This is a genomic window from Burkholderia sp. BCC0044 (assembly GCF_902832955.1).
In the GTDB taxonomy this organism is placed as follows: Bacteria; Pseudomonadota; Gammaproteobacteria; order Burkholderiales; family Burkholderiaceae; genus Burkholderia.
Map to the genome: position 1 here is coordinate 868,020 of NZ_CADFDO010000002.1, position 26,371 is coordinate 894,390.

Below are 26,371 nucleotides of genomic sequence, written 5' to 3' on the forward strand. Positions count from 1 at the left end.
ATCACCCGACGACACGCGGCGGCGTCGACAGCTCCGCCAACTGGAACAGGCAATCCCCGCGCCGCACCTGCGCGGGCACACGCTTGCACACCACTTCGCCATCGCCGTTGAACCGGTGCAGCACCGGTTCGCGCAACGGCGTATCGGGGAAATGCACCCACGCGGCCGGCTGTCCGGCCTTCACCTGGTCGCCGAGTTCGACGAGCGGTTCATACAGCCCGCGCTCGTACGCATAAACGAAATGACGATCGCCGTCGACGCGCATGAAGCGCGTGACGGTCGGCGGCGCGTCGGGTACGAGCGCGCCGTGCAGCAGCCCGATATAGCCGAGGTAATGCAGCAGCCCTTGGCGCCCGAGCCGGATCAGCGACGGATCGGCCATGCCGGCGCCGCCGAGTTCGGTGACGATCGAGATCGCGCCTTGCCGGCGCGCGGCCGAGGCCGAATGCACGGGATTCGGCGCGTGCAGCAGCGCGTTCTGCAACCCGAACGCGACCAGCAGCCCGTTGAGTTTCTCGGCTTCGTCGGCATCGAGCGGATCGATCGCGAGCATGTTGCCGCCCTGGTACAGCAGCGAGCTGCCGCCCGAATGCAGATCGACCAGGTACTGCGTGCGCGACAGCAGCGCGTGCTCGATGTAGTGGGCGATCATCTGCGTCGGCGTGCCGGTCGGGTCGCCGGGGAAGCTGCGGTTCAGGTTGCCTTCGTCGAGCGGCGACACGCGCTGGCCTGCATCCGCCGCCGGGAAATTCGCCATCGGCAGCAGGATCAACTGCCCGCTGACCATGTCGGGTTCGATCTCGCGCATCAGTTGCGACACGATGATCTGGCCTTCGTACTCGTCGCCGTGGTTGCCGGCCATCACGAGCGCGACCGGGCCGTCGCCGTTGCGGATCGACGCGATCGGGATCGGCAGCCAGCCGTAGGCGGAACGGTGTACGGAGTGCGGCAGCCGCAGGTAGCCCGCGTGCTTGCCTTGCGCGTCGAGATCGATTTCGCAGTGAATGGGATTTCGGGGAGAAGAAGAGGCGATCATGGCGGTATCGTTCGATGAACGGAATCTGCCATCTTATAGGGGAAACCGGCAGCGCGCGGCGCGCAGGGCGCGATCGATCGGGATACGCGCGACGGCGGACGGGCGCGTTGCCATGCGTTGCCGGGCCGATACGCGCGAGCGTAAGCGATGTTGCAGCGATGAACGCATGCCGGCGCGTCGGCCGGCTGCATTCACGCGTCCGGTTTCGCGCCGATCCCTTGTCGCGACAGGGCCGGCGCGTGCAACCGGCTTACCGGCCGGATGTTTCAGCTTCGAGACGTCCTTCTTCCCACAGTGCCCAGAAACGGCTGCCGGCGCGATACGGATTCGCACGCCGCGCGGCGTGATCGGCGATGCCCTGGCGAAACGCGCCGTACAGCGTCAGCGGCGGATTGTCGATGCATGCGGCTTCGTACGCGGCCGGCATCCGGCGGTCGGACACGAGCCGGCGGATCAGCGATGCGCCGTCGATCACCGCCTGTTCGTCGATGATTTCGGTTCGTGCGAGGACGTCGACGGTATTCATGTTGGGCTCCCCTGAAACGTTCTTTCCCTATCAAGGAGCAATAAGAGTGCCAGCCGCGAAATGCCGCGCTCGGCCTCGATCATGCGGGCTTCTGCAGCCATCGTGCTGCGTGCCGGACGGCGATGTTACGGAACACGTCACGTGACACGCGAACGCGCAACGCCACGTGCGAACCCGCAAAGCGTTTCGGAATTGAATCGTCGGAAGGGGGAGGCCGGCGCGGAAAGGAAGGATGCGCGGTGCGCGCGTGGCCGGCTCAGCTGGCGGCGGCCGGCGCCATGCGGCGGCTGCCGCTCGAGTAGAAGCAGTAGATGCCCTTGCCGGCCGACTTCGCGTCGTACAGCGCGCTGTCGGCCTGGCGGATCAGCTCGTCGGGCGAGCCGTGCCCGTCGTCGAGCGCGATGCCGATACTGATGCCGATGCAGACGGTCTCGCCGATCGACAGCGCGTACGGCGCCGAAATCTGCCGGATGATCCGCGCGGCGAGGATCGAGCACGCGTGCATCGTCGTGTCGTCGATCGCGACGATGAATTCGTCGCCGCCGACGCGTGCGGCGAGCTCGCCCGGCGGCAGCGTCTTGCCGAGCCGCTCGGCGACCTGCGTGAGCACTTCGTCGCCGGCCTGGTGGCCGAAGCGGTCGTTGATCGACTTGAAGCCGTCGAGGTCGAGATACATGACCGCGAACGCGGGGCTCGGCAGCCGCGGCCGGCGCGCGAGCATCCGCTTGAGCTCCGCATGCAATTCGTGGCGGTTCGGCAAACCCGTCAGCGCGTCGTGCCGCGCGAGGTGCCGGATATGCTGTTCGGTCTGGCGGCGCGCGGTGACGTCCTCGACGATGATCACCGCGTTGCCGTCCGGCACGCGGTGGCGCGTCAGTTCGAGCTGGCGGCCGTCGGCGAGCGCGATGTCGAGCGGCCCGGGCTCGGTGCGGCTCAGCCAGCTGTCGCACTGCGCGGCGAGGCCGGCGCCGCCGGGATCGGTCACGGCATGGCCGCCGAGCGCGGCGACGACGGCCGGCAGCGGCGTATCGAGCATGATCTCGCGCGGCGAGCCGAACAGTTGCGCGGTGCGCCGGTTCGCGACGATCACGCGGCTGTCGCCGTCGATCATGCACAGGCCGTGCGGCATGTAGGTGAGGGCGGCGTCGAAGCGGGCGACGAGTTCGGCGTTGCGCTGGCGCGCGGCGATCAGCGCGACGAGCACGCGGTAGTGGCGCTGCACGACCGTGCGCATCGCCGCGAGATAGATCGCGAGCGGCGGCACCAGCAGCCACGCGCCCGGCCGCGGGGCCAGCAGCGCGCCGACGCCGATCGGCAGCACGCCGAGCGCGACCTGCGTCATCGCGAGCCGCGGCAGCGCCGAGTTGCGCGACGCGATCCCGCCGAACACGCCGCCCGCGACCATCACGGACAGCGTGCCGAGCTCGACGTCGACGGCCTGCACGCAGCCCATCACGCCGAGGCCGAGCACGAAGCACGCGACGAGCGACACCGGCGCATAGCGCATCGCCCAGTATTCGGCGCGATCGTCGCCGGCGTTGCGTCGCACCGTGTACGCCCGTGCGATCGCCAGGCGCGCAATGAGCAGGCCGACGTCGGCGACGAGCCACGCGAGGCACCACAGCTGCTGCAGCCGGATCAGCGCAACGGCCGCGACGAAGCCGCTCGCGAGCCCGGACAGCGCCATCGGGCGAACGTCCTCGAAGAGCGTCACGAGCATCGACGGACGCAGCGCGGCCGTGACGCGGTGGTTGCCGGAAGGGGGAGTGGCGAGAACGGAGTGCAGGAGAGATGCCCTGACTGCCATGATTGTCGACCTCGACACGATGTCTCGATGGCTGGCGGCGCCCGCACGGCACGTGGCGGAAGCCCGGCCGAGCCGGATGCGCACGACATTACCATGAAAAACCGGCGGCGCGGGCCGGCCGGCGGCACCGCGCATCGCGTCGTGCGCGGTCGTTGTCCCCGGCTCCAAGCGGCTTGCGGATTCGGCGGCGCGAAGGCCGGGTCGTTGCGAACGGAACGATGTGCGGTGGTCGACCAGTTGTCGATCGGCGGCCGCCGAAGCCGGCGCGGCGGCGTCCGGCCGCACGCAAACGGCAAACGAATCGCCCCCGCGATCACCTGCCGCAGCCCGGCTGAAACCCGTTATAAGAAATCCAATAAGTATTTCATGCGGGAAATACTATAGGCGATATATCAAAAACAATGCCAGAATGCGCGCCGCTCCGAACGCCGCGACATCCGATCGCCGTCCGAGCCGCCTCAGGAGGTTCCCCCCAATGAAAAACCACGGCCTGTCACGGCGGGGTTTTCTGAAAGCCAGCGTGCTGGCGGGCGTCGCGGTGTATGTCGCGCCCATCGGCAGCCGCGCGTTCGCGGCGCTCTTCGAAGAAAAACTCCTCACCCCGGTCAAGTGGGATAGCGTCACCGGCATCCCCCAGTTCCGCATCGACGGCATCGCGAAGGTCACCGGCTCGAAAGTGTTCGCGCGCGACGTGCGCGCGGCCGACATGCCGCACTGGCCGCAGCAGCAGTCGCACGCGCTGATCCTGCGCGTCACGCAGGCCGACCGCACGTACGAGGGCTTCGACCTGTCGCTGCTCGGCGACGAGCTGAAACCGGACCGCGTGGTCACGGCCGACGATCTCGCGCGCGACGGCGTCGCGTTCCCGGCGTTCTACGGCGACGACATGCTCTTGCCGGCCGGCAAGACGCCCGCGTATCTCGGCCACGCGGTCGCGATCCTGATCTATCACGACTTCGCGCGCTTCCGCTTCGCGAAGAACGCGCTGAAGTTCCGCGACGACGTGATCCGCTACGGCGCGGTCACGGGCCCGCTCGAACGCGATCCGTGGGGCACGTTCCGTTACGTGCGCGTGGGTGGCAAGACGGCCTATGACGACGACGTCTATTCGAGCCTGAAGGACGCGCCGATCTTCCCGAGCATGATGCGCAAGCACCTGCCGGTCTGGCCGGACGGCAAGGAACACGGCAAGCTCGACGAACAGGGGATGTTCCTCGCCGGGCAGATCGCCAGCGAGCTCGATCATCCGTCGGCCGACTGGCTCGTGTTCGACCGCGAATACAACACGCAGTCGGTCGATACGGCCGCGCTCGAACCCGACAACGCGAACTGCTGGTACGACGCCGCGACGCAATCGCTGCACCTCGTCGTGCCGACCCAGTCGCCGCTCGAAGTGTCGGAGAACGCGGCCGCGATGGTCGCAAAATGCCGCTTCCCGGTGAAGAAGCTGTTCGTGCATCCGTGCTACACGGTCGGCTACGGTTCCAAGGATCACTTCAACGTGCCGTTCTACGGCCTCGTCTGCGCGCTGTACGCGGACGGCCGCCCGGTGCGTTTCGCGAACGACCGCTACGAGCAGTTCCAGACGTCGCTGAAGCGTCACGCGTTCAAGATGCATTACCGGATCGCGGTCGACCGCAACACGGGCCTGCTGCAGTCGTTCAAGGGCGACTTCGAGGCGAACGGCGGCGGACGCTCGAACTTCTCGCCGTCGGTGGCGATGGTCGGCGCGACGGCCGCGCAATCGATCTACTACTTCCCGAAGAGCGACCTGGCGGCGGTCGCGATCGCGTCGCGCGCGATCGACGCCGGTTCCGCGCGCGGCTACGGCACGCTGCAGAGCATGGCCGCGACCGAGATGGCGGTCGACGAGATCGCCGCGCAACTGAACATCGACCCGATCGACTTCCGCCTGCGCAACGCGCTGCGTTCGGGGATGAAGAACACGCAGGGGGCGATTCCCGCCGGCGCGCTGCGCGTCGACGAAGTGCTGGAGCGCGCGAAGCAGCATCCGCTGTGGACGCGCCGCGCCGCGCGCAAGGCCGAATTCGAGGCCGCGCATCCGGGCAGGCGCTACGGCGTCGGCTTCGCGTGCGTGCAGAAGGATTTCGGCACCGGCGCGGAAGCGTCGTTCGCGAAGGTCGAATTCGACGCGCACGGCAAGGTGTCGCTGCAACACACGGCGGCCGAGATCGGCACCGGGATGTCGACGTCGCAGGCCGTCGCGGTCGCGAAATGGCTCGGCCGCCCGGCGACCGAAGTACGCGTGGCCCTGACCGAATGGCCGGACCTGCCGGTCGAGACGAGCGGCGACCCGTACCTGATGTCGCAGGCCGACCAGGATCGGCTGAGCGCGAACCCGCGCTGGTCGCCCGGCTATGCGTCGCCGTCGAGCGCGACGAACTCCGCGTACTACTTCACGCACAGCACGCGTGAAGCCGCACGTGCGGTGTTCCGCTACGGGCTGTGGCCGGCCGCGATGTCGATCTGGACGCGCGGCCTCGGCGGCGGCCAGGCCGCGCCGTACACGATCCGCATCGAGGACGCGCGCTGGGTCGACGGCAAGCTGACCGCCGACGGCCTCGAGCCGCTGACGTTCGAGCAGCTCGCGAAGCAGGCGCATGCGCTCGGCCTGCCGACCGGCGCCGTCGTGCACGTGTTCAACCGCTGGCAGTGGACCGACGCCGAATTCGAAGTAGGCGGCATGATCGAGCGTCTGCCGATCGACGGGCTGTCGCTGCGCGTCGGCGCGCCGAAGACGGGCGCCGACGACGGCCCGCTGCCCGGCACCGCCGCACCGGCCGGCGCGACCGCGCTGCACGGCACGCTGCCGCCGACCGCGAACGGCTATCGCGTGCTGGACCGCAAGCGTGTGTTCATTCCGCCGACGAGCCGCAACAACGCGGCCGTCACGTACTACACGGCGGTCGGCACGCTCGTCGAGCTGGCCGTGCACGAAGCGACCGGCAAGGTCGAGCTGCTCACGCACCACTCGATCATGGAATGCGGCAACCAGATTTCGCCGCAGCTCGTATCGGGCCAGTTGCAGGGCGGTCTCGCGATGGGCATCGGCCATGCGCTGCACGAGTACCTGCCGCTCTATGAAGACGGCCCCGGCAACGGCACGTGGAACTTCAACCGTTACCCGTTGCCGCGCGCGTCCGACGTCGCCGTATGGACGCAAACAGGCGACGTGCTGCCGCCGCTGTCCGAGACCGATCCGCCGAAGGGCGTCGCCGAAGTGGTGATGATTCCCGTCGTCGGCGCGATCGTGAACGGCATCGCGCACGCGATTGGCCATCGTTTCACCGACCTGCCGGTGACCCCGCAAAAGATTCAGGAGGTGCTCGCATGACGACCGCCCAAACCGCGGCTTCGGCCGCGAGCGCCAGCGCGGCTGCGACCGGCGCTTCCGTGCCGGCTTCGGCTTCGGCCGCTCCGGCGTCCGCATCCGTTGCACCCGCGGCATCCGCTGGGCCCGCTGCGGCTTCGGCACCCGTCGAGCGTCCGCTCGTCCGGTTCCGGCAGAAGCCGCTGTCGGTCAATATCAACGGCAAGTCGGTCGGCCCGATGCAGGTGCCGGAAGGGCTGATGATGATCGAGTTCCTGCACGAGTACCTGGGCCTCACCGGTTCGCGGCTCGGCTGCGGGCAGGGCATCTGCCACGCGTGCGTCGTGATCGTCGACAAGCCGGACGGCACGAGCGAGGAAATGCGCACCTGCATCACCGGCGCGCACTTCTTCCACGGCCGTTCGATCCGCACGATCGAAGGCCACGCGAAGCGCAACGAAGCCGGCGAAGTAGTCGAGCTGTCGACGATCCAGCAGAAGTTCCTCGAGCACTTCAGCTTCCAGTGCGGCTACTGCACGCCGGGCTTCGTCAATGCCGCGACCGTGCTGATCGAACGCCTGAAGCGCGAGCCGATCGCGAAAGCCGACGTGGAGCGCACGATCACCGACGCGCTCGACGCGCATCTCTGCCGCTGCACGGGCTATGTCCGCTACTACGAAGCCGTCAAGGACGTGGTGCTGACGACGCCGGGACTCGTGAAGGAAGCCGCATGAAACACACACTCGCTCATCGTGTCGCGCAGGCCGCGGGCTGGCCCGCGCTCGCAGCGGCGTGCGCGCTGCTGCTCGCCGCCTGCGGCGGCCACGACGCGCCGGCATCGAGCGCGGCGTCCGGCGCGCCCGGCGCCGACGCGGTCGCGCGTGGCCGCTATCTCGTGAAGGCCGCCGACTGCGCGGCGTGCCACACCGCGAAGGACGGCGCGCCGTTCGCCGGCGGCGCGGCGCTCGAATCGCCGTTCGGCACGTTCTACGGCTCGAACATCACGCCCGACAAGGATCACGGGATCGGCGGCTGGAGCGCGGACGACTTCTACGCCGCGCTGCACGACGGCAAGGCGCCGGGCAAGCGGCTGTATCCGTCGATGCCGTACACGTCGTACCGTCAGCTCACGCGCGCCGACGCCGACGCGATGTATGCGTACCTGATGACGGTGAAGCCGGTCGCTCAGGAAAGCCGCGCGCACGACCTGAAGTTCCCGTACAACCTGCGCTTCGGCATGGTCTTCTGGGACATGGTGTTCCTGAAGGACAGCCTGCCGGATGCGTCGGCCGGCCAATCCGCCGACTGGCAGCGCGGCCGTTATCTCGCGGGGGCGCTCGGCCACTGCGCGGAATGCCACACGCCGCGCGCGTTCACGGGCCAGCTCGACGGCGCGAAGCCGTTCGCGGGGGCCGCGCTCGGCCGCGTGGCCGCGCCCGACATCACGCCGGCCGGCCTGGCCGCGCGCGGCTGGACGGGCACCGACCTGCAGACGTTCTTCGGTGTCGGCATCGCGCCGCAAGGCTCGGCGTTCGGCGAGATGTATCCGGTCGTGCACCTGAGCACGCAGTACCTGACGAAGGACGACCTGCGCGGCCTGTCGACGTACCTGCTCGGCGATACGCCGCCCGCGCCCCAACCGGTGAAGCCGGTGTCGGCCGATGCCGCGCAACTGGCCGCCGGCCGCTCGGTGTATCTCGCGGTATGTGCGGGCTGTCACGGCTTCAACGGCGAAGGCAAGCCGCACGTGGCCGTGCCGATGAACGGCAACTCGACGCTGCGCCAGGGCGACCCGCGCAACCTGCTGGTCGCGATGCTCGACGGCATCGACGAGCAGAAGTTCGCCGGCTTCGAAAACCTGCAGCCGATGCCGGGCTTCGCGCACACGCTGAGCGACGACGAACTCGCGCAGCTCGCGAACTACCTGCGCGCGACGTGGGGCGGCCAGCCCGCGAGCGTCACGCCGGCGGACGTGAAGGCGATGCGTTGAGTCGTGCCGTGGGGTAGCGCGTCGCGTGCGAGCAGCCGGCTTCCGGTGCTCGCGCGCGATTTCGCCACCTCATTTTCGTTGCGGCGGCGCTTCAGTAGCCGCCGCCCCCTCCGCCTCCACTGCCTCCCGCGCCGCCGTACCGGCTCATGCCCGGTCCTTGCGACGTACCGCTACCCGACGACGTACAGCCCGCCGACAGCACGAGCACCAGCGCCGCGATCAACGCCGCAGCCAACGTTGCCGATTTCATGGCGATCTCCTTGCCGCGCGCAGGCCACAGGAAAGGCGGTTCGCGTGAACCGCGCGTCTGCGCGATGACAAGACGTTTCGGCGAGCTGCTTATTCCATGCTTTTTGCCTATCGCCGCGGCGGCGCCGGGATCAACGATAGACGAGATCGGCGCGGCGGTTCTGCGCCCACGCTTCCTCGTCGTGGCCGGGCGCGACAGGCTTTTCCTTGCCGAGGCTGACGGCCTCGAGTTGCGTCGCCGGCACGCCGAGCGTTTCGAGCGCGCTCGCCACGGCCTGCGAGCGGCGCTGGCCGAGCGCGAGGTTGTATTCGGACGTGCCGCGCTCGTCGGTGTTGCCCTGGATCAGCACGCGCCGCGCGGGATGGCTGCGCAGGTAGTCGGCGTGCGCTTGCAGCAGCGACTGGAATTCGGGTTTCACCGAGTACTGGTCGAAATCGAAGTAGATGCTGCGCTTGGCCAGCGGGCTGTTCGGATTGTTCAGGTCGTCGGCCGTCACCGTCGCGACGGTTTCGCTCGAGGGCTCAGGCGCCGCGGCGGCATTCTCGGGCGTTTTCGCCGCATTGTGGCAACCGGCCAGCAGGACGAAAGTTGCCAGGACCGCAATTCGGTTCATTTTGCTCATCGTTCTTCTCCAGCGGTTGACTGCGTTGAAAGCGGGGCGCGTGCCATTCGCACGCAGCCGTCCGGCCGCCATGGCGCGAAAGGTCCGGCTCCGTTGCCGCGATGCAGGCTCGTAAGCCGGTGGTGCGCCAAATGAAAGAATGTTGCGACCGGAACGCCGGATCGCGGCGTCGCTGCAAACAGATTAGGAAAAATGTCACAACGTGCCCAGTTTCTCCGGATTTTTTGCGCAAACGCGACAGCCGGGAGGCATTCTTGCTTCCGCCAGCGGTGTGCGGTATGCGCTGCTTGCCACAGCGAAAAAGGCCGCGCAGGAGACGCGGCCTCGTCAATGCCGGTCACCGCGATTGGGTGACGGGGGGAGCGCTCGCCGAATGCAGTCGGTCGGCCGCGTGACGGCGCCGCCGACACGCCGCATCGTCAGAACTTGTGCCGCAGCCCCAGCGCGACGACGGCCTGGTTGCCGTTCGCGGAAGGCGTCATGGTCCAGACGGTCGCGTTGAACGCCGGATTGCCGTTGCCGCCGCTCACGCTCTGGTACGTGCCTTCGAGATACGCATCGGTGCGCTTCGACAGCGCATAGCCGGCCTGCGCAACGATCTGGTTCCATTTCGGGCGCGTCTGGCCCGTGCGCGTGTCGAAGCGGCCCATCGTGTACGTGTACGCGGCGGCGACGCTCAGCGCCCGCGTGACGAAGTAGCGTCCGTCGATCGAGAAGTTGTCGAACACCAGCGATTCGCCCTTCAGCGGCGCGATGTTGCCGCCCTGGAGTATGCCGGTCACGCCGTCGGTGGCCGAATGCGACCACGCGGCGCCGACCGAGTGCGCCCCGAACGCATAACGGCCGGCCATCGCCCAGATCTGCTGGTTGCCGCCCGTGATCGTCGCCGAGCCGTCGACCGTGCTCAGCGCGCCGTCCGGGTTCGGCGCGTTGCGGTCGCGGCTGATCTTCAGGTAGCCGGCGCCGAGCTTCAGCGGCCCGTTCGCATACGACACGCCCGTGCTCCACACCGCATTGTTGGAGAACTGGCCGGCCGTGTTCGAGAACCCGACCATCGCGCCGAACGTCAGCCCGCGAACCGTCGGGCTCGTGTACTTCAGCGCGTTGTTGATGCGCAGGTTGCGGTTCGAGTCGTCGTTGTCGTACGGGTGGACCGCGAGGTTGCCGCCCCAGCCGGGGCCGGACGCGCCGAGCGGCGTCACGAAGTCGAGGATCAGGTCGTACTGGCGACCGAAGGACAGCGTGCCGGCCGTCCTGGATTCCACGCCGAGCCACGCCTGGCGACCAAACAGGTCGACGCCTTTCTGCGACAGCTTGCCGGTGGTGCCCGAGAAGCCGTTTTCGAGCGCGAAGACCGCGGCCAATCCGCCGCCGAGATCCTCGCGGCCGCGCAGCCCCCAGCGCGACGCGTTCAGTGCGCCGCTCGTCATCGCGACGCCGCTGCTGCCGGGCGAGCCGGCGCCGCGGGTGCGCTGGTTGGTCGAGTAGGTGATCGACGTGTCGATCAGGCCGTACAGCGTCACGCTGCTCTGGGCAAGCGCGACCTCCGGCACGAAGCCGCTCAGGCAGACGGCAATGACGGTCCCCGCGACGCGTGCGCCGGCATGCTGGTTCGTTTGGCAGGAATGCATAGGCGTTTGTTGTTGTTGGAGCGGCCTGGCGGCCGATGGATCGAGCGGCCATTATTGGAGATCGTGCGGCGGTCGATTAAGGCGTTGCACAGGAAAGGTCCTCTGCGGAATCGCTCGGAATCGCGGGGGGGCGATTGAGGGGAGGGGGGCCGGAAGAGGGGGCGGGGCGGCGCGCGATGGTACGCCGTCCTGATTGCTTATTGATCGCCGCGCATCAGCGCCGTGTAACGCCGCTGCATCTCGTCGGGGGCGACCGCTTCGATCGCATGCCCGATCAGCCAATCGTACCCGAACGGATCGCGGATCCTGCCCGAACGCTCGCCGTAGAACTGATCCTGGGCCGCACGTGTCACGCGCGCGCCGGCCGCGATCGTCGCGTCGGCGTCGTCGACATGAAGATGGAGCGCCATCGGCGCGTTGCCGTCCGGGTCGACGGCGAAGAGATCGTATTCCGGGAACTCGTCCGAGATCATCAGCGTGCACGGCCCGAGCTGCAATTCCGCGTGACCGATGCGCCCCGACGGCTCGACGAGCCGGAATTTCTCCTGTGCGCCGAATGCCTTCGCATAGAACGCGATGGCGTCTTCCGCGCTCTTCGCGCGCAGATAAGGAAAGACTTCGTGAATCGCCATGGTGCCCTCCGGTGGGTGGTGCGGTTCGATCCTATCAGGCATCCGGCGGCCGTACGGGACGAGATCCCGAGACCGGAATCCACCAGGATCGGACGCGATTCCACCCGGAACGACATGGAGCAGGGCAGAATAGGGCGCGCGTGGCGCATGCTGGCCGCTGTCGGCAGCGCGCCGATTCATGAAAACCTGTCGAGTCTCCATGGCGTTGCCGATGTTCCCTATCTTGCGTCCAATCCGATCCGCCTCTCGAACGACGGCCGGCGTTGCATTCGTCGTCAGCATGCTGTCCGGCTGCGCTGCGCTGTCTTCATCTGCGCCGGTCGACCCTCAGCAGCAGTTCGTTGCGGAGCAGCGAAATGCGAACATGCGGTACCTCGACACCCTCGCGGCGTACAAGCCCGTTTTCCAGAATCCCGGCAACTATAGTCGAGCGCAGGTGCTGGAAAAGTACGATGCGGTTCTCTATCAATACTCGCTCGCCGCGGTGAGCTGGGTTCGCACGATCTATCCTGCCGCCCGGCAGACGCTGCCGCCGTCGCTGCAACCGTTGCCTGCACCGTCCGGGCCGCTCAGCCTGGCGGACGTGAACCGACACTACGAACACGCGCTCGGCATGAACGCCGGCATGTGGGAGATCAGCATGGCCGCGGATTTCGGCAAGCCGTCAAAACTGGCGGTGCCGCGATATGACGGGCCGTTGCTTTTCATGCCGTTCGCACCGCCTTTGCCGCCGCTGCAGGATGTTCGCGATCCGCAGTTCGCGCGGCTGGTGACCATGACGAAGAAGGTGGACGACGCGCAGAAGGCGGACCTCGCTCGACAGAACGCGGCGACCGCGAGGCAGATGGCGGAGAACGCCGCGATGCACGCGGCAAACCATCCTCCGGGGCCGAATCCGCTGGATTCGATCGATCCGCGGACGGGGTTGCCGTATCCGGCACCGCAACAAGACACGCAGCGCTGGTGCACGATGATGGGCAATGGTGTGGGTGGTCGGGTGCCGTGTTGATACGGAGATGGGCCGGGTAGGGATGGTCGGCAGGGCTTAAGCTTGCTTGGTGTTCGCCACGGATAGGGTAACGCCAAGCGCCCTGAATCATCCAGGGGCGATAATAGTGCGGATTCCGTTCTCCGGAGATCCAATGCCAAAATCGTTCCAGCGCTTCACTCTCAACGTGGAGCTTCAGAACATCGATCCACCCATCTGGCGTCAAATCGAAGTCGAAGGAACCGAATCCCTACGCAAGCTGCACCACATTCTGCAAGCAGCTTTCGGATGGGAAGACACCCATCTCCACGACTTTCTGATTGATGGCATGACCTACGCCATGTTCGAAGTCGATGACGTTGTGGACTTCGCTGATCCCGGTACGACAGCGGACGATCGGAAGATTCGTCTGCAGTCGGTCGTGAGCCTGGGTTCCCGCTTCGTTTACCGATACGACTTCGGGGACGGCTGGAATCACACCGTCGTCGTCGAGAAGATGGAAACGATCGAGAGCCAACCGTGGGGAGAAGCCCAAGTCATCGGTGGCGCTCGTGCTTGTCCGCCGGAGGACGTTGGCGGTCCATCGGGCTATCAGACATTCCTGAATACGCTATCCAGCGAGCCCGACAGTGAAAAGGCAGAACGTTACCGAAACTGGATCGGGTCCGGCTTCGACGCGGAATTGTTTGATTTGCGTGCTGCCAATGCAGCGCTGTCGCGCATGGCTTCCAATCGTTGGGGCAATCGGTAACTCAGACTGCGTCAAGACTCTGGGCGGAGTGAAGACGGTGCGGCTGGACTTCATGACTCTAACGAGACTGCCGTATGTCGATAGAACCTTAGCGCAACGCCGATAAGTACCATCTACTGAGCTCAGTGTTGCGCTGAAGCGGCTGGTCTACGGCGCGGGCCGCAACACTTCAAAATGTACCAGCGTAAATTATCGATAATTCACGTTATGTCAAATATGAAATCGACATGATCGCTCTCCATGGCGCGGGCTCATCAATCTCGAATGCGTCGTGGCGCCGATAGCAGCCAGCATCAAAAACCCCCAGCCTCTTTCCCGGCAGGACGCTGAAAAATCCGCCAATCGGGCGCGCCACCCCAACAACAGCGCGCCCACCCTCAACCGACCATCAAACCGCCATCACCGTCACCGACTTCGTGACGAGATACGGCTCCAGCGCTTCCGGCCCGCCTTCCGACCCGTAGCCCGAATCCTTCACGCCGCCGAACGGCATTTCCGGCCACGGCGTCGCCGGCTGGTTGATCCACAGCATCCCGACTTCGAGGCGTTGCGTCAGCAGATGCACGTTCGCGAACGAACGCGTGAACGCGTAGCCGGCCAGCCCGAACGGCAGACGATTCGCCTCGGCGATCGCATCCTCGAGCTTGTCGAACCCGCGAATCGCAGCAACCGGGCCGAACGGCTCGTTGTTGAACACGTCCGCTTCGAGCGGCACGTTCGCGATCACGGTCGGTGCGAAGAAGTTGCCTTCCGCGCCGATCCGCTCGCCGCCGGTTTCGATGCTCGCGCCGACCTTGCGCGCGTTGTCGACGACCGACGCCATCGCGGTCAGGCGTCGCGGGTTCGCGAGCGCGCCGAGCGTCGTGCCTTCCTCGAGGCCGTTGCCGACCTTCAGCCCTTCCGCATGCTTGACCAGCGCGCGCGTGAATTCGTCGCGGATGCTGTTGTGCACGAGAAAGCGGGTCGGCGAAATGCAGACCTGCCCCGCGTTACGGAACTTCGCCCCGCCGGCGGCCTTCACCGCGAGCGCGACGTCCGCGTCCTCGGCGACGATCACCGGCGCGTGGCCGCCCAGTTCCATCGTCGCGCGCTTCATGTGCTGGCCCGCGAGCGCGGCCAGCTGCTTGCCGACCGGCGTCGAACCCGTGAACGTGACCTTGCGGATCACCGGGTGCGGAATCAGGTACGACGAAATTTCAGCCGGATCGCCGAACACGAGGCCGATCACGCCGGCCGGCACGCCGGCGTCGACGAACGCGCGCAGCAGCGCGGCCGGCGATGCCGGGGTTTCTTCCGGCGCCTTCACGAGGAACGAACAACCCGTGGCAAGCGCCGCGCTCAGCTTGCGCACGACCTGGTTGACCGGGAAATTCCACGGCGTGAACGCGGCGACCGGGCCGACCGGCTCCTTCACGACCGTCTGCTGCGCATTGAGGTTGCGCGGCGGCACGATCCGGCCGTACACGCGGCGCCCTTCGTCCGCGAACCATTCGATGATGTCGGCCGCCGACAGCACTTCGACGCGCGCTTCGGTGAGCGGCTTGCCCTGCTCCTGCGTCATCAGCTGCGCGATCGCGTCGGCGCGTTCGCGCACCAGCGCGGCCGCCTTGCGCATCGTCGCCGCGCGTTCGTGCGCGGGCACCTTGCGCCATGCTTCGAAGCCGCGCTGCGCGGCGGCGAGCGCACGGTCGAGATCGGCGATGCCCGCGTGGGCCACCTTGCCGATCGGCTTGCCGGTCGCCGGGTTCACGACGTCGATCGTCTTGCCGCTCGCGGCGTCGACCCACTCGCCGTCGATCAGCAGTTGCGTATCCGTATAAGTCACGTTAGCCATCCAGACACCCCTACATTGCGTCGATAAAACGCGCGCTGCCGCAAACGGCCGCACGCGGGTTGACAGAAACAGAAAAGCCACGCCGCCGGGGCAGGCACGCACCCGGCGGCGTCGACGGCAGGCACGGCGGCCCGCCATCGTTGCGCGGCGTGCCGCGCTCAGTGCGCGGCCGCCGTCGCCTTGCGGAGTTTCGCGACGTCCGCCGCCTGCACGGCCGGCGCGCCGTTGTTCCAGCCGGCGCGCATGAACGTCAGCACGTCGGCGACCTGCTGGTCGTTCAACTGGTTCGAGAACGCCGGCATCGGATACGCGGACGGCACGCCGCCGATCACGAGCGTGTCGCTGCCGTTCAGCGTCACGTTGATCAGCGACGACGCATCGGCCTCGAGCACGTTCGGATTGCCGGCGAGCGGCGCAAGCAGCGGCGCGTAGCCGCGCCCGTCCACCCCGTGGCAATGCAGGCAGTAAGCGTTATACACCTTCGCGCCCGGATCCGTTGCCGGCCGGCCCAGCACGACCTGCGTCGGCTTCGGATCATAGCGGTACGGCGGCGCGCCCGTGCCGCCTGCCGCCGGCAACGATTTCAGGTAGCGCGAGATCGCGGCCAGATCGTCGTCGGTCAGCTCCTGCGTGCTGTGGTTGATCACACTCACCATCGAGCCGAACGCGGTCGCGTGCTGGTTCGCGCCGGTCTTCAGGAACTGCGCGACGTCGGCCTCGTTCCAGCGGCCGAGCCCGGTGTTGTGCTCGCCGGTCAGGTTCGACGCGAACCAGTTGTCGATCGCGGCGCCCGACAGGAACGCCGCCCCGCTTTCGTCGAGCGCCTTCTCCTGGAAGCCGACCCCGCGCGGCGTATGGCACGACCCGCAGTGCCCGAGCCCCTGCACGAGATACGCGCCGCGGTTCCACATCGCATCCTTCGCCGGCTTGTCCGCGTAAGGCGTCGTGTCGAGGAACACCATGTTCCACAACGCGAGCGGCCAGCGCATGTTGAGCGGCCACGGGATGTCGGACGGCCGGTTCGCCTGCTTCACCGGTTCGACGCCGTGCATGAAGTACGCATACAGCGCCTTCACGTCGTCGTCCTTCAGCTTCGCGTACGACGGATACGGCATCGCCGGATACAGGTTGTGGCCGTCCTTCGCGACGCCCTTGCGCAACGCGCCGGCGAACTCGGCTTCGGTATAGCCGCCGATGCCCGTCTCCGGGTCGGGCGTGATGTTGGTCGTGTAGATCGCGCCCATCGGCGTGACCATCTTCAGGCCGCCCGCGAACGGCGTGCCGCGCGGCGCGGTATGGCACGCGACGCAGTCGCCGGCTTTCGCCAGATACGCGCCGCGGGCGACGAGCGCGCTGTCGGCGGGCGTTGTCTGCGCAGCATGCGCAGCCGTGCCGGCCATCAGCGCGGACAGCGCGAGCAGCGACGCGCGGAGCGTGTTCAGGTTAAGGGTGAAATGTCGCATGGTCGTCCCCTCCCCTCAGGCCGTTTTCAGCTGGTTGCCGACCGGCAGCTTGCGCAGCCGCGTGCCGGTCGCCGCGAAGATCGCGTTCGCCAGCGCCGCCGCGGTCGCGGCCGTGCCCGGCTCGCCGATCCCGCCCGGCGCTTCGCCGCTCTTCACCAGATGGACTTCGATCGGCGGCACCTCGTTGATCCGCATCATCCGGTAGTCGGTGAAGTTGGTCTGCACGACGCGGCCGTCCTCGATCGTGATCTCGCCGTACAGCGCGCCCGTGATCCCGAAGATGATGCCGCCCTGCACCTGCGCCTCGATCGTGTTCGGATTCACAACCATCCCGCAATCGACCGCGCACACGACGCGCTTGACCTGCACTTCGCCGCCATCCACCGCGACGTCGATGACGATCGAGAAGAAGCTGCCGAACGCGTGCATCACCGATACGCCGCGCCCTTGCCCCTTCGGCAGCGACGCGCCGCCCCAGCCGGCCGCCTTCGTCGCGACGTCGAGCACGTTGCGGGCGCGCGGCGTCTTGTCGAGCAGCGCGCGGCGGTACTGCACCGGGTCGGTCTTGGTCTGCGCGGCCAGTTCGTCGATGAAGCTCTCGACGACGAACGTGCTGCGCGTCGGCCCGACGCCGCGCCAGAACGCGGTCGGCACGTGGCGCGGCTCCTGGCGCACGTAGTCGACGAGCTGGTTCGGCAGGTCGTACGGCAGCTCGGCCGCGACTTCGACCGCGTCGGGATCGACGCCGTCCTTGACCGCGGGCGGCGCGAAGCGCGCGAGAATCGACGAGCCGACGATCCGGTGCTGCCACGCGACCGGCTTGCCGTTCGCATCGAGCCCGGCCGAGATCGTGTCGTAGTAGCACGGCCGGTACATGTCGTGCTGGACGTCTTCCTCGCGCGTCCAGATCACCTTCACCGGTGCATTGACCTGTTTGCCGACCTTCACGGCCTGGCCGATCATGTCGGTTTCGAGCCGCCGGCCGAACCCGCCGCCGAGCAGGTGGTTGTGCACGACGATCTTGTCCGGCGACAGGCCGGTGAGCTGCTGCACGGTATCGCGCGCCCGCGTCGGCACCTGCGTGCCGACCCAGATCTCGCAGCCGTCGCCACGCACGTGCACCGTGCAGTTCACGGGCTCCATCGTCGCGTGGGCGAGCAACGGCTGTTCGTAGACGGCGTCGACGCGCGTCTTCGCGTTCGCGAACGCCTTGCCGACGTCGCCTTCCTTGCGCGCGACCGCGCCCTTGCCGTTCGCCGCCGCCTGCGCGAGATCCGCGAACAGATCCTTCGTCGATACCTTCGCGCCCGCGCCTTCGTTCCACTTCACGACGAGCGCCGACGCGCCGCGCTTCGCGGCCCACGTGTGATCGCCGACCACCGCGACCGCGTTGTCGGCGCGCACGACCTGGCGCACGCCGGGGATCTTTCTCGCGGCCGTATCGTCGACGCTCGCGACCGTGCCGCCGAACACCGGGCTGTTCACGATCACCGCGTACAGCATGCCGGGCAGGCGCACGTCGAGCCCGAACTGCGCGGTGCCGTCGACCTTCTCCGGCGAATCGAGGCGCTTCGCGGGCGTGCCGATCAGCTTGAAATCCGCCGGCTTCTTCAGCACGACGTCCTTCGGCACCGGCAGCTTCGCCGCGGCGTCGGCCAACTGGCCGTACGATGCGCGCCGGCCGCTCGGCGGATGCTGCACCTCGCCGTTCGCCGCGCGGCAACTGGCCGGATCGACGTTCCATTGCTTCGCGGCCGCCGAAACCAGCAGCGTGCGCGCGGTGGCGCCCGCCCGGCGCAGCGGGTCCCACGCGTAGCGCACCGACGTCGAGCCGCCGGTGAGCTGGCCGCCGAGCAGTGGATCGAGGAACAGCTTCTCGTTCGGCGGCGCATGATCGAGCGTCACGCTCGACAGCGGCACTTCGAGTTCTTCCGCGATCAGCATCGGCAGCGCCGTATAGACGCCCTGCCCCATCTCGACCTTCGGCATCACGAGCGTGACCTTGCCGGCGCGGTCGATCTGCACGAATGCGTTCGGTGCGAACACGCCGGGCTGCGCGGGTTCGGCCGCATCGCCGCCGATCACCGAGCGGCGCGCATCGTCGCCCGCCGCCGGCAGGCTGAAGCCAAGCAGCAAGCCGCCGCCGGCGGCCGCGCCGAGCGACATGCCGAGTTTCAGAAACGAACGGCGCGACACGCCCGCGCCGGCCCGGCCTGCTTCGATCAGTCCTCGCGACATGTCAGCCTCCGCAGAGCCGCCTCAAGGAGGCTGACCGCCCCCTTGGGGGGCAGAGAACAAAGTGAACGTGGGGGCTGTTTCATCTCAGGCCTCCTTCGCGGCTTGTTTGACGGCCGCGCGAATCCGGTGGTAGGTGCCGCAGCGGCAGATGTTGCCGGCCATGGCCGCATCGATGTCGGCGTCGCTCGGGTTCGGGTTCGACGCGATCAGCGCGGTGGCGGCCATCACCTGCCCCGACTGGCAGTAGCCGCACTGGACGACGTCGAGCTCGCGCCACGCCTGCTGGACCTTGTGGCCGGCCGGCGTCGCGCCGACGGCCTCGATCGTCGCGATCTTGCGGCCCGCGACGGCGGCGACCGGCAGCACGCACGAACGCGCGGCCACGCCGTCGAGATGCACGGTGCACGCGCCGCATTGCGCGATCCCGCAGCCGAACTTGGTGCCGGTCAGGCCGACGACGTCGCGCAGCACCCAGAGCAAGGGCATGTCGTCGGGGGCGTCGACCGAGCGGGTTTCGCCGTTGATGTTGAGGGTGATCATTCAGCCTCCGGGGCCGTTGTATTGGGGGAGCGGCGCGAACGATGCGCGCTGCGTCATGGGGTCGTCATCGCCGTTGCGTCGTGCGCAACGGCTGCCGCGCGGCCCGGGTGCGGGCGAGCCGCGGCGGCGGTGTTGCGGGCGTGCGTCGTTACTCGGCCACGTCGATGGCCGACAGTACCTTGATGACCGGCGGTGCGGTGAACCAGTCGGCCGATTTCGTGCGGAATTCACCGAAATACGGACTCGCGAGATGGGCGTCGAATGCCGCCCGGTCGTCGTAGATCTCGTACAGATGCAGGTTCGGCGAACCGTCCTGCTCGCGGAACAGGTCGTAGCGCCGGTTGCCCGGTTCGGTGCGCGTCTTGGCGACCATGCTGCGCAGTTCGGCCTCGGCGGCCTGCGCGTGCTCGGGTTTCAGGAACAGCGAAGCAATCACGTGAAGCGCCATTTTTTCACTCCTGTCAAAACGGAAACGAGCATGCCACAAGCCGGCGTCTCGCGGCGCCAGCGTGCAACATGTTGCCGAGCGGCGGGATCAGGCCAGTTCGTCCGGGCCGACACGCACGACGACCTTGCCGAAATTCTTGCCGGCGAGCAAGCCGATCAGCGCTTGCGGCGCGTCGGCAAGATCGGGAACGACGTCCTCGAGCGTCTTCACCTTGCCCTGCGCGACCCACTCGCTCATGTCCTTCAGGAACGGCGCATAGCCGGTTGCATAGTGATCGAGGATGATGAAACCCTGCACGCGGATGCGCTTGCGCAGGATCGCGCCCATCAGCGCCGGCACGCGGTCGTGGCCGCCCGACACAGCGTTGTCGTCGTAGGCCGCGTCGTTGTAATGCGCAATGATCCCGCAGACGGGCACGCGCGCATGGTCGTTCAGCAGCGGCCACACCGCGTCGAACACGGCGCCGCCGACGTTCTCGAAATAGACGTCGATGCCGTTCGGGCACGCGTCCTTCAGCTTCGCGGCGAACGCCGGATCGCGATGGTCGACGCACGCGTCGAAGCCGAGCGTGCCGGTCACGTATGCGCACTTGTCGGCGCCGCCCGCGATGCCGACCACGCGGCACCCCTTCAGCTTCGCGATCTGGCCGACCACCGCGCCGACCGCGCCGCTCGCGGCCGCGACGACCACGGTTTCGCCGGCCTTCGGTTCGCCGATCTTCAGCAGCCCCGTGTACGCGGTGAAGCCCGGCATGCCGAGCACGCCGAGCGCGTACGACGGGTGCGCGAAGTCGCGGCCGAGCGGGATCAGGTCGCGCCCGTCGGACAGCGCATAGTCTTGCCAGCCGGCGCCTGCGACCACGAGATCGCCTTCGCGAAACGCCGGCAGGTTCGACGACACCACGCGGCTGACCGTGCCGCCGACCATCGGCTGCCCCAGTTCGGCTGGCGGCGCATAGGACGGCGCGTCGCTCATCCGGCCGCGCATGTACGGGTCGAGCGACAACCAGACGGTGCGCAGCAGCACCTGACCGGCGCCGGGCACCGGCACGTCAGCGGTTTCGGCGCGGAAGTTGTCCGGTGTCGGCGCGCCGACCGGGCGCGAATTCAGGACGATCTGGCGGTTTGCGGTTTTGCTTTGCGGCATGTGAGCCTCCGTCAACGGGAATGAACGTGCTTCGTGGGCACGATCGGATCAGGGATGGACCAGCGGGAAGTGCGCGCCTGCGGCGGCATCGGCGGGCGGGCCGGTACGGTCGCAGGCAGGCGGTTGGAACGATCGGGACAGCGTAACGCGGTGTGAAGCGTTCGTCATGAGGGATTTAGTAGACCAGTCGTCTAGAATCAGGGCAAAAACAAGGCGCGTCACGCGCGCCCGGATTACGACTGCGCTCCATCAGGCGCGGCCGGCGGCAGGTTCAGCATGCGCCGCGTTTCGGCCATCGCCCTTTCGAGCGGTTGGCGGTTGCGGTGAATCTTTTCCAGCAACGTCGCGCCCAGCCACAGCTCGTACAGGATCGCGGCCGTGTGCGACGGATCGTCGACGCCGCGCAGCGAACCGTCGGCGAGGCCGGCCTCGATGCCGCCCGCGAGCCGCTCGATGATCTGGCTGGTGCCGCGCCGCAGTACCGCGCGCATCGCTTCAGACAGATCCGACACTTCCGCGCCGAGCTTCACCGCAAGGCACTTGCCTTCCGGATCGTCCGCGCATTGCGTGTAGAGCCAGTTGCCCCAGTACGTCATCAGACGCTCGGCACCCGTGCCCGCCTGCTGCTTGAGCAGCTTGTCGAGATGCGCGAGATAGCCTTCGAAATACGAGTCGAGCAGCGCTTCGCCGAATGCCTCTTTCGAGCCGAAGTAATGGTAGAACGAGCCCTTCGGGATGCCCGCCGCGGCGAGAATCTCGTTCAGACCGACCGCCGAAAACCCCTTGTGGAGCATGATCGGCTTCGCGATGTTCAGGATGTGCTGGCGGACTTCGGCGCCTGAAGATGCATTCATGATGGCGTATGGTAGCAACGATTAGACCGGTCGTCTAGTAACGTCGAGCCGGCATGTTGAGCGGCACTTTACCCGATCCCTGTCTCCTGCCCAATGCCTTGCCGGCGCGCGCGTTGCCGACGTGTGCCGTCTGCGCGCGGCGCGTCACATCGGCGACTCGGTTTCGTCGCAGGCATTTCATCGATCTCCCGCATAAATACGCGCGGCGCATGTGCCGGCGACCCGTGAGGGCGCGGCTGGCATTGCACACGTGTGCAATGCGCCGGACCGTCGTTGCCTCCTCTCGAACCCGTGACCAGGAACGCTCCATGACCGCTTCGAAACCCGCCCGCCCGACTGCGTCGAATCGCCGCCGCTTCATCCAGCGCGGCGCCGCGCTGACCCTGTCGCCGCTCGTCGGCACGCTGGCCGCCTGCGGCGGCGACGGCAGCCCGGCCGCCGCATCGTCGTTCGCCGCCACCGGCGCCGCGAATACGTCCGCACGCAGCTACGGCATTGCCGATCGCTCGATCACGATCAACGTCGTCAATGCGATTCCATCGACGACGCTCGCGTTCGGCAATGCGGCGAGCCAGAGCGGCTCGACACCTCAGGCGTCGCGCGCGCTGGTCGCGACCGGGCAATCGACCGCCGTCAGCGCGTCGAATAGCTGGGGCGACTGCACCGGATCGTTCAGCCTTGCCGGCGGCGATGCATCGTTTGCGATCGCGTACACGCATCCGTTCGGCTCGCAGCCAACCACCGTCAGCGTCACGCCGTCGGCCGGCTACGTGTCGGGCGCCGACGCCGCGACGTTTCCCGGCCACGATTCGGTCGCGAATCTCAACCTGTATCGCGGTGTCGCGACCGCGAACGGCGCATGGGTCGTCCCGCTCGCGCAGCTCGCGACGCCGCCGGCCAACAACTGCCAGGACTTCGCGAACAGCATGTTCGGCAGCAACGTGCGCACGGCCGCGGCGATCCGGTCCGCGTATCAGGGCACCGGCGCGCTCGGCTATGTGCCGCCCGCCGATTTCACCGGCGGCCAACTGGCGGGCTTCGTCGCGCAATGGGTGCAGCGCTGGCGGAACGGCGCGTCGTACACCGTGCTGCCGGGCGCCGATGCGCAACTGATCGATGCGCTGAAGCAGTACGTGTCGAGCGCGTCGAACGCCGGCCCGCTGACGATGTGGGTGCCGCAGATCGCGTGGCAGGCCGGCTCCGATCCGGCGGTTTTCTCGCTGACCGGCTATCGCGCGTTTCCGTTCGTCGATGCGCAGGGCAACTGGGTTGCGGCCACGCTGTCCGCGTTCCTGACGCTGCTGGCAGCCGGTTCGCACCTCGTCGCGATCAGCGCGAGCAGCGACCTGCCGGCGGGCGTGACGATGCAGGCGTTCGACAGTTTCATGGGCGCGAGCGGGCTGTCGACGTCGACGGATATCGGCAATTCGCACTACGCGTCGGTCGTGAACACGACGGGCCGCTATTACCTGAGCGTCGGCAACGATTTCGCGCCGGCGAACTGCGGGCTGATCCTGTCGTTCCTGTACGGGCGTACGGTAAACGACCTGCTCGCGGGCGCCGGCACGTACAACACGTTCATCCAGCTCGAAGGCTGGCAGGCCGGCGGCTCGCGCCACAACGCCGACTACGCGACCTATCAGCAGACGCTGTGGAACATCTCGACGTACGGCGCATCCGCGTACAGCGAGAAGCGCGCGACGTCGATTTTTCTCGCGCCGGCGGGCTGGACGCCGCAGGTCTATCAGACGACGCGGATGATGCCGTACGTCGGCGCGTATGCGCAGTCGAACGGCACGCCGCAAGGCTGGTTGAATACGTCGCTCGTGACGATCCCGGCGAACGCCCCGGCGCTGCCGTCGCGGTATGTGCTGAGTTGAGTCGAACGGACAGGCGCGCGTTCGCGGGCGGCGGGCATCCGGCCTGCGTTGCTTCGTGCGTGCGTGTGTCGCCGACGGTCGGCGCGCGCACGCGGCTTCGCCGTCAGCGCGGCGCCTCGTCGGCGCGCTTTCTCGTGCGCGCCCGCCGCTCGCTCCGTTCGGCGGCCGGAGCGGTCTTGACGCCGCGCAACGGCGGCCGGCGCACCAGCGCCGCGATCTCGCGCCTCAGCGCATCGAGTTCGTTGCTGCGCGCCGCGCCGGTCGCCAGCGCGCCGTCGAGTTGCCCCTGAAGCACGCCGCAGCGGTGCAGTGCGTCGCCGAGTTGGGCCTGTAGCGCGGCCGTGTCTTTCCGCTGTTGCGCATCGCGCTGTTCTGCACGCGATGTCGCTGCGTCGAGTTCCTTTTGCAATCGCGCGGCCGCGAGCCGCTCGCGATCGATTTCCTGAAGCGCCCGCTTCTCCGATGCGCGCAGCCGCTCTTCGGCGCGGTTGGCGTCGTCGCGCAACCGGTCGAGCTGGGTCGTGAAATCCGCACGGGCCTGCGCGAGTGCGCGGTCGCCCTCCGCGTTGTCAGCCTTCAGGCGCTCGATGTCCGCTTGCAGCGCTTGCCGCGACGCATCGTCCGCCGCCCTCGCCTGCTCCAGTTCCTGAATGCGGACCTGCGCGGCCAGCAGCGCGGCCGTGCGTTGCTCCAGCGCGGTTTCGGTGCGGGCCAGTTCGGCCCGCAACGTCGCGACTTCCGACTGCGCCGCCGCCCGCTGGGCTTCGACTTCCGCGCGCAGCGCATCGAGGGCGGCCGCCGCGTCGGTGCTCGACCGGTTCCACAGCGCCGCGACCAGTTCGCCCGCCGCTGCCTGCAGATCGGCGGGCAGGTCCGGATGCTCGATGCGCACGCGGCTCTTTTCCCGCAGCTCGGCCCAGAACTCGCCGAGAACAGCCGTCGGTGTGCTCATGCTGCCCTTGCGAACGAGCTGGTACAGGCGGTTGGCCGTCGGCGTGATGCCGAAGCGGAAGAACAGCAGTGCGCACGCTTCGCGGTACAGCTCGCGGGTTTTCGGGAAGTCGGCCTTGAGACGCTCGATTTCGGCGGTCAGGCGGGGTTCGTCGGCGGCGAGGTCGGACATGGTGGATTTGTAGGGAATTTGATGAATAATATAACGTAAACCGTTAAATATCCAATCATTCGATGTGATGAGTTTGACATTATTTCTATAATGTCCAGAATTTCTCGGCGGCAGACGTGCAAATCTGGCCCCGCTTGTTGCGGCGTGGTTGCGGCGTGGCGCGGTGTGGCAGCAAAACGCTGAAATACCCTATCGGGTCATGGCTCGCAGATTCACCGACTGTCTCGGGTAATCCACCGGATCAGGACAGCCGCCCTTTGCACGGCAGCCGGACACGCGCGATCTCGCGACGCACCGCCCGCCCCGCAACAAAGCACGAGCGAGCGTGCGTGCGATGGCGGCACGAAACGCGGCGGCCTTCAGCGGCCGGGCACCGCTTCCCGGAAGAAGGCGATCAACTGTCGCGTCAGGAAGGCCGGATTCTCGTCGGGCAGCCAATGACCGGTGTTCGGCGCAACGGCTCCGCGAACATCCACCGCCAGTTCCCTCGCCATGTCGAGTTCCCTGGTGCCGTTGCTCTTGTCGCCGGCGAGCGCCAGCACCGGCATCGGGAGCTGGTGCTTCATGAACGCCTTGAACTGCGTCTCGTCCTGCGGGAACGCACGATAGAGTTCGAATCCGGCGCGTAGCGCGCCCGGCGCTGCATAAGCGTCCGCATAGACGGCGATATCGTCGTCGGACAGCGGGACGTGGATTCGCTTCTTGTAGAAATCGAGAATGTACGCGTGCTCCTTGCCCGCGATCAGCATCTCGGCGATATCGCGCTGCTGATGCAATCCGAAATGCCAGATCTGCGGATCGGAACGAGCCTTCGCTTCGTCCCAGATGCGCGTGCCCGGCACCGGAACGTCGAGCATCGCAAGCTTCAGGACCTCGGCGGGCCATTGCGCGGCGTACGCGTAGGCCACCATCACGCCGATGTCGCGGCCGACGAGCTTGATGCGCGTCGCGCCGAGTTGCTGAGCGAGTGCGCGGATGTCGCCCGCCATCGACGCTTTGTCGTAGCCGCCGAGCGGCTTGTCGGATTCGCCCGCGCCGCGGTAATCGACCGCGACGACGCGATACCCCTCTTCCGCCAGCGCCGGCATCACGTGACGCCACGTGTACCAGGTTTGCGGCCAGCCGTGCAGCAGGATCACCAGTTCTCCATCGTCCGGGCCGCCGGTCACGTAATGGAGGCGAACGTCGTTGACGTGCACGTAGCGCCGGCTGAATCGTCGATCGAAACCGGCCGGCAGGCCTGCCGCCGGCATCCCTGAAATCGAGTGTTCGTTCTGCATG

Annotated in this window: 23 protein-coding genes; 7 read left to right on the top strand and 16 right to left on the bottom strand. The window is 67.5% G+C overall.

What is annotated here, in order from left to right:
• Position 1: 1 nt before the first annotated feature.
• From HWX14_RS12455 to HWX14_RS12465, 3 genes are all read right to left on the bottom strand, one after another.
• Positions 2-1,036 (bottom strand): succinylglutamate desuccinylase/aspartoacylase family protein, encoded by a 1,035-nt coding sequence (locus HWX14_RS12455; RefSeq protein ID WP_175882989.1) that lies wholly within the window; start codon positions 1,034-1,036, stop codon positions 2-4.
• A 250-nt stretch (positions 1,037-1,286) separates the two neighbouring features.
• Positions 1,287-1,562, bottom strand: coding sequence for a hypothetical protein (locus HWX14_RS12460; protein ID WP_175882990.1), 276 nt, complete (start codon positions 1,560-1,562; stop codon positions 1,287-1,289).
• 256 nt (positions 1,563-1,818) lie between these two features.
• Positions 1,819-3,369, bottom strand: coding sequence for a sensor domain-containing diguanylate cyclase (locus HWX14_RS12465; protein WP_175882991.1), 1,551 nt, complete (start codon positions 3,367-3,369; stop codon positions 1,819-1,821).
• 27 nt (positions 3,370-3,396) lie between these two features.
• Here HWX14_RS12465 and HWX14_RS12470 point away from each other — a divergent pair, with 27 nt between their 5' ends.
• The 4 genes from HWX14_RS12470 (at position 3,397) to HWX14_RS12485 (ending at position 8,690) form a co-directional block, all read left to right on the top strand.
• Complete coding sequence (locus HWX14_RS12470) at positions 3,397-3,753, top strand: hypothetical protein (protein WP_244130208.1); 357 nt, start codon at positions 3,397-3,399, stop codon at positions 3,751-3,753.
• A gap of 91 nt (positions 3,754-3,844) precedes the next feature.
• Positions 3,845-6,724, top strand: a complete 2,880-nt coding sequence (locus HWX14_RS12475) for a molybdopterin cofactor-binding domain-containing protein (RefSeq protein WP_175882992.1) — start codon at positions 3,845-3,847, stop codon at positions 6,722-6,724.
• Positions 6,721-7,434, top strand: a complete 714-nt coding sequence (locus HWX14_RS12480; protein WP_175882993.1) for a (2Fe-2S)-binding protein — start codon at positions 6,721-6,723, stop codon at positions 7,432-7,434. Before HWX14_RS12475 ends, HWX14_RS12480 begins: the two co-directional genes overlap by 4 nt.
• Positions 7,431-8,690, top strand: a complete 1,260-nt coding sequence (locus HWX14_RS12485; protein ID WP_175882994.1) for a cytochrome c — start codon at positions 7,431-7,433, stop codon at positions 8,688-8,690. The genes HWX14_RS12480 and HWX14_RS12485 overlap by 4 nt, the downstream gene beginning before the upstream one ends.
• A gap of 91 nt (positions 8,691-8,781) precedes the next feature.
• On the opposite strand, the gene HWX14_RS12490 is transcribed toward HWX14_RS12485, so the two are convergent.
• The 4 genes from HWX14_RS12490 to HWX14_RS12505 form a co-directional block, all read right to left on the bottom strand.
• The gene (locus HWX14_RS12490; RefSeq protein ID WP_175882995.1) at positions 8,782-8,940 is read right to left on the bottom strand and encodes a hypothetical protein; all 159 of its coding nucleotides are present in this window, start codon (positions 8,938-8,940) and stop codon (positions 8,782-8,784) included.
• Positions 8,941-9,070: 130 nt separating this feature from the next.
• Positions 9,071-9,562, bottom strand: coding sequence for a peptidoglycan-associated lipoprotein Pal (pal, locus tag HWX14_RS12495; protein ID WP_175882996.1), 492 nt, complete (start codon positions 9,560-9,562; stop codon positions 9,071-9,073).
• Between the two features lie 419 nt (positions 9,563-9,981).
• Positions 9,982-11,193 (bottom strand): porin, encoded by a 1,212-nt coding sequence (locus HWX14_RS12500; protein WP_175882997.1) that lies wholly within the window; start codon positions 11,191-11,193, stop codon positions 9,982-9,984.
• A 197-nt stretch (positions 11,194-11,390) separates the two neighbouring features.
• Positions 11,391-11,825, bottom strand: a complete 435-nt coding sequence (locus tag HWX14_RS12505) for a VOC family protein (RefSeq protein WP_175882998.1) — start codon at positions 11,823-11,825, stop codon at positions 11,391-11,393.
• A 364-nt stretch (positions 11,826-12,189) separates the two neighbouring features.
• Here HWX14_RS12505 and HWX14_RS36450 point away from each other — a divergent pair, with 364 nt between their 5' ends.
• The gene (locus HWX14_RS36450) at positions 12,190-12,834 is read left to right on the top strand and encodes a hypothetical protein (RefSeq protein ID WP_244130209.1); all 645 of its coding nucleotides are present in this window, start codon (positions 12,190-12,192) and stop codon (positions 12,832-12,834) included.
• 133 nt (positions 12,835-12,967) lie between these two features.
• Positions 12,968-13,564 (top strand): plasmid pRiA4b ORF-3 family protein, encoded by a 597-nt coding sequence (locus HWX14_RS12515; protein ID WP_175882999.1) that lies wholly within the window; start codon positions 12,968-12,970, stop codon positions 13,562-13,564.
• Positions 13,565-13,952: 388 nt separating this feature from the next.
• Here HWX14_RS12515 and HWX14_RS12520 read toward each other — a convergent pair whose 3' ends face one another.
• The 7 genes from HWX14_RS12520 to HWX14_RS12550 form a co-directional block, all read right to left on the bottom strand.
• Complete coding sequence (locus HWX14_RS12520; RefSeq protein WP_043887440.1) at positions 13,953-15,398, bottom strand: NAD-dependent succinate-semialdehyde dehydrogenase; 1,446 nt, start codon at positions 15,396-15,398, stop codon at positions 13,953-13,955.
• A 158-nt stretch (positions 15,399-15,556) separates the two neighbouring features.
• Complete coding sequence (locus HWX14_RS12525; protein ID WP_175883000.1) at positions 15,557-16,861, bottom strand: cytochrome c; 1,305 nt, start codon at positions 16,859-16,861, stop codon at positions 15,557-15,559.
• A 15-nt stretch (positions 16,862-16,876) separates the two neighbouring features.
• Positions 16,877-19,099 carry a xanthine dehydrogenase family protein molybdopterin-binding subunit gene (locus HWX14_RS12530; protein WP_175883001.1) on the bottom strand — a complete coding sequence of 741 codons (2,223 nt, stop codon included), beginning with the start codon at positions 19,097-19,099 and terminating at the stop codon, positions 16,877-16,879.
• An 84-nt stretch (positions 19,100-19,183) separates the two neighbouring features.
• The gene (locus HWX14_RS12535) at positions 19,184-19,639 is read right to left on the bottom strand and encodes a (2Fe-2S)-binding protein (protein ID WP_175883002.1); all 456 of its coding nucleotides are present in this window, start codon (positions 19,637-19,639) and stop codon (positions 19,184-19,186) included.
• A gap of 148 nt (positions 19,640-19,787) precedes the next feature.
• Positions 19,788-20,087, bottom strand: coding sequence for a putative quinol monooxygenase (locus tag HWX14_RS12540; protein ID WP_175883003.1), 300 nt, complete (start codon positions 20,085-20,087; stop codon positions 19,788-19,790).
• 87 nt (positions 20,088-20,174) lie between these two features.
• Complete coding sequence (locus tag HWX14_RS12545; RefSeq protein ID WP_175883004.1) at positions 20,175-21,233, bottom strand: NADP-dependent oxidoreductase; 1,059 nt, start codon at positions 21,231-21,233, stop codon at positions 20,175-20,177.
• Positions 21,234-21,466: 233 nt separating this feature from the next.
• Positions 21,467-22,087 (bottom strand): TetR/AcrR family transcriptional regulator, encoded by a 621-nt coding sequence (locus HWX14_RS12550; RefSeq protein WP_175883005.1) that lies wholly within the window; start codon positions 22,085-22,087, stop codon positions 21,467-21,469.
• 308 nt (positions 22,088-22,395) lie between these two features.
• Here HWX14_RS12550 and HWX14_RS12555 point away from each other — a divergent pair, with 308 nt between their 5' ends.
• Positions 22,396-23,967 (top strand): hypothetical protein, encoded by a 1,572-nt coding sequence (locus HWX14_RS12555; RefSeq protein WP_175883006.1) that lies wholly within the window; start codon positions 22,396-22,398, stop codon positions 23,965-23,967.
• A 103-nt stretch (positions 23,968-24,070) separates the two neighbouring features.
• Here HWX14_RS12555 and HWX14_RS12560 read toward each other — a convergent pair whose 3' ends face one another.
• Together HWX14_RS12560 and HWX14_RS12565 are read right to left on the bottom strand one after the other, a co-directional pair.
• On the bottom strand, positions 24,071-25,090 hold the full coding sequence (locus HWX14_RS12560) for a DNA-binding protein (RefSeq protein WP_175883007.1): 1,020 nt from the start codon (positions 25,088-25,090) through the stop codon (positions 24,071-24,073).
• Between the two features lie 359 nt (positions 25,091-25,449).
• Positions 25,450-26,370, bottom strand: coding sequence for an alpha/beta hydrolase (locus HWX14_RS12565; protein ID WP_175883008.1), 921 nt, complete (start codon positions 26,368-26,370; stop codon positions 25,450-25,452).
• Position 26,371 lies beyond the last annotated feature (1 nt).

What these genes read in the sequence shown, in the direction of transcription:
- pal (WP_175882996.1), bottom strand. Translation starts at nt 9,562, where the DNA reads ATGAGCAAAATGAACCGAATTGCGGTCCTGGCAACTTTCGTCCTGCTG.
- HWX14_RS12520 (WP_043887440.1), bottom strand. Translation starts at nt 15,398, where the DNA reads ATGGCTAACGTGACTTATACGGATACGCAACTGCTGATCGACGGCGAG.
- HWX14_RS12470 (WP_244130208.1), top strand. Translation starts at nt 3,397, where the DNA reads ATGGCTGGCGGCGCCCGCACGGCACGTGGCGGAAGCCCGGCCGAGCCG.
- HWX14_RS12505 (WP_175882998.1), bottom strand. Translation starts at nt 11,825, where the DNA reads ATGGCGATTCACGAAGTCTTTCCTTATCTGCGCGCGAAGAGCGCGGAA.
- HWX14_RS12565 (WP_175883008.1), bottom strand. Translation starts at nt 26,370, where the DNA reads ATGCAGAACGAACACTCGATTTCAGGGATGCCGGCGGCAGGCCTGCCG.
- HWX14_RS12540 (WP_175883003.1), bottom strand. Translation starts at nt 20,087, where the DNA reads ATGGCGCTTCACGTGATTGCTTCGCTGTTCCTGAAACCCGAGCACGCG.
- HWX14_RS12480 (WP_175882993.1), top strand. Translation starts at nt 6,721, where the DNA reads ATGACGACCGCCCAAACCGCGGCTTCGGCCGCGAGCGCCAGCGCGGCT.
- HWX14_RS12530 (WP_175883001.1), bottom strand. Translation starts at nt 19,099, where the DNA reads ATGTCGCGAGGACTGATCGAAGCAGGCCGGGCCGGCGCGGGCGTGTCG.
- HWX14_RS12560 (WP_175883007.1), bottom strand. Translation starts at nt 25,090, where the DNA reads ATGTCCGACCTCGCCGCCGACGAACCCCGCCTGACCGCCGAAATCGAG.
- HWX14_RS12455 (WP_175882989.1), bottom strand. Translation starts at nt 1,036, where the DNA reads ATGATCGCCTCTTCTTCTCCCCGAAATCCCATTCACTGCGAAATCGAT.
- HWX14_RS12535 (WP_175883002.1), bottom strand. Translation starts at nt 19,639, where the DNA reads ATGATCACCCTCAACATCAACGGCGAAACCCGCTCGGTCGACGCCCCC.
- HWX14_RS12545 (WP_175883004.1), bottom strand. Translation starts at nt 21,233, where the DNA reads ATGCCGCAAAGCAAAACCGCAAACCGCCAGATCGTCCTGAATTCGCGC.
- HWX14_RS12525 (WP_175883000.1), bottom strand. Translation starts at nt 16,861, where the DNA reads ATGCGACATTTCACCCTTAACCTGAACACGCTCCGCGCGTCGCTGCTC.
- HWX14_RS36450 (WP_244130209.1), top strand. Translation starts at nt 12,190, where the DNA reads ATGCGGTACCTCGACACCCTCGCGGCGTACAAGCCCGTTTTCCAGAAT.
- HWX14_RS12465 (WP_175882991.1), bottom strand. Translation starts at nt 3,369, where the DNA reads ATGGCAGTCAGGGCATCTCTCCTGCACTCCGTTCTCGCCACTCCCCCT.
- HWX14_RS12515 (WP_175882999.1), top strand. Translation starts at nt 12,968, where the DNA reads ATGCCAAAATCGTTCCAGCGCTTCACTCTCAACGTGGAGCTTCAGAAC.
- HWX14_RS12500 (WP_175882997.1), bottom strand. Translation starts at nt 11,193, where the DNA reads ATGCATTCCTGCCAAACGAACCAGCATGCCGGCGCACGCGTCGCGGGG.
- HWX14_RS12490 (WP_175882995.1), bottom strand. Translation starts at nt 8,940, where the DNA reads ATGAAATCGGCAACGTTGGCTGCGGCGTTGATCGCGGCGCTGGTGCTC.
- HWX14_RS12475 (WP_175882992.1), top strand. Translation starts at nt 3,845, where the DNA reads ATGAAAAACCACGGCCTGTCACGGCGGGGTTTTCTGAAAGCCAGCGTG.
- HWX14_RS12485 (WP_175882994.1), top strand. Translation starts at nt 7,431, where the DNA reads ATGAAACACACACTCGCTCATCGTGTCGCGCAGGCCGCGGGCTGGCCC.
- HWX14_RS12555 (WP_175883006.1), top strand. Translation starts at nt 22,396, where the DNA reads ATGACCGCTTCGAAACCCGCCCGCCCGACTGCGTCGAATCGCCGCCGC.
- HWX14_RS12550 (WP_175883005.1), bottom strand. Translation starts at nt 22,087, where the DNA reads ATGAATGCATCTTCAGGCGCCGAAGTCCGCCAGCACATCCTGAACATC.
- HWX14_RS12460 (WP_175882990.1), bottom strand. Translation starts at nt 1,562, where the DNA reads ATGAATACCGTCGACGTCCTCGCACGAACCGAAATCATCGACGAACAG.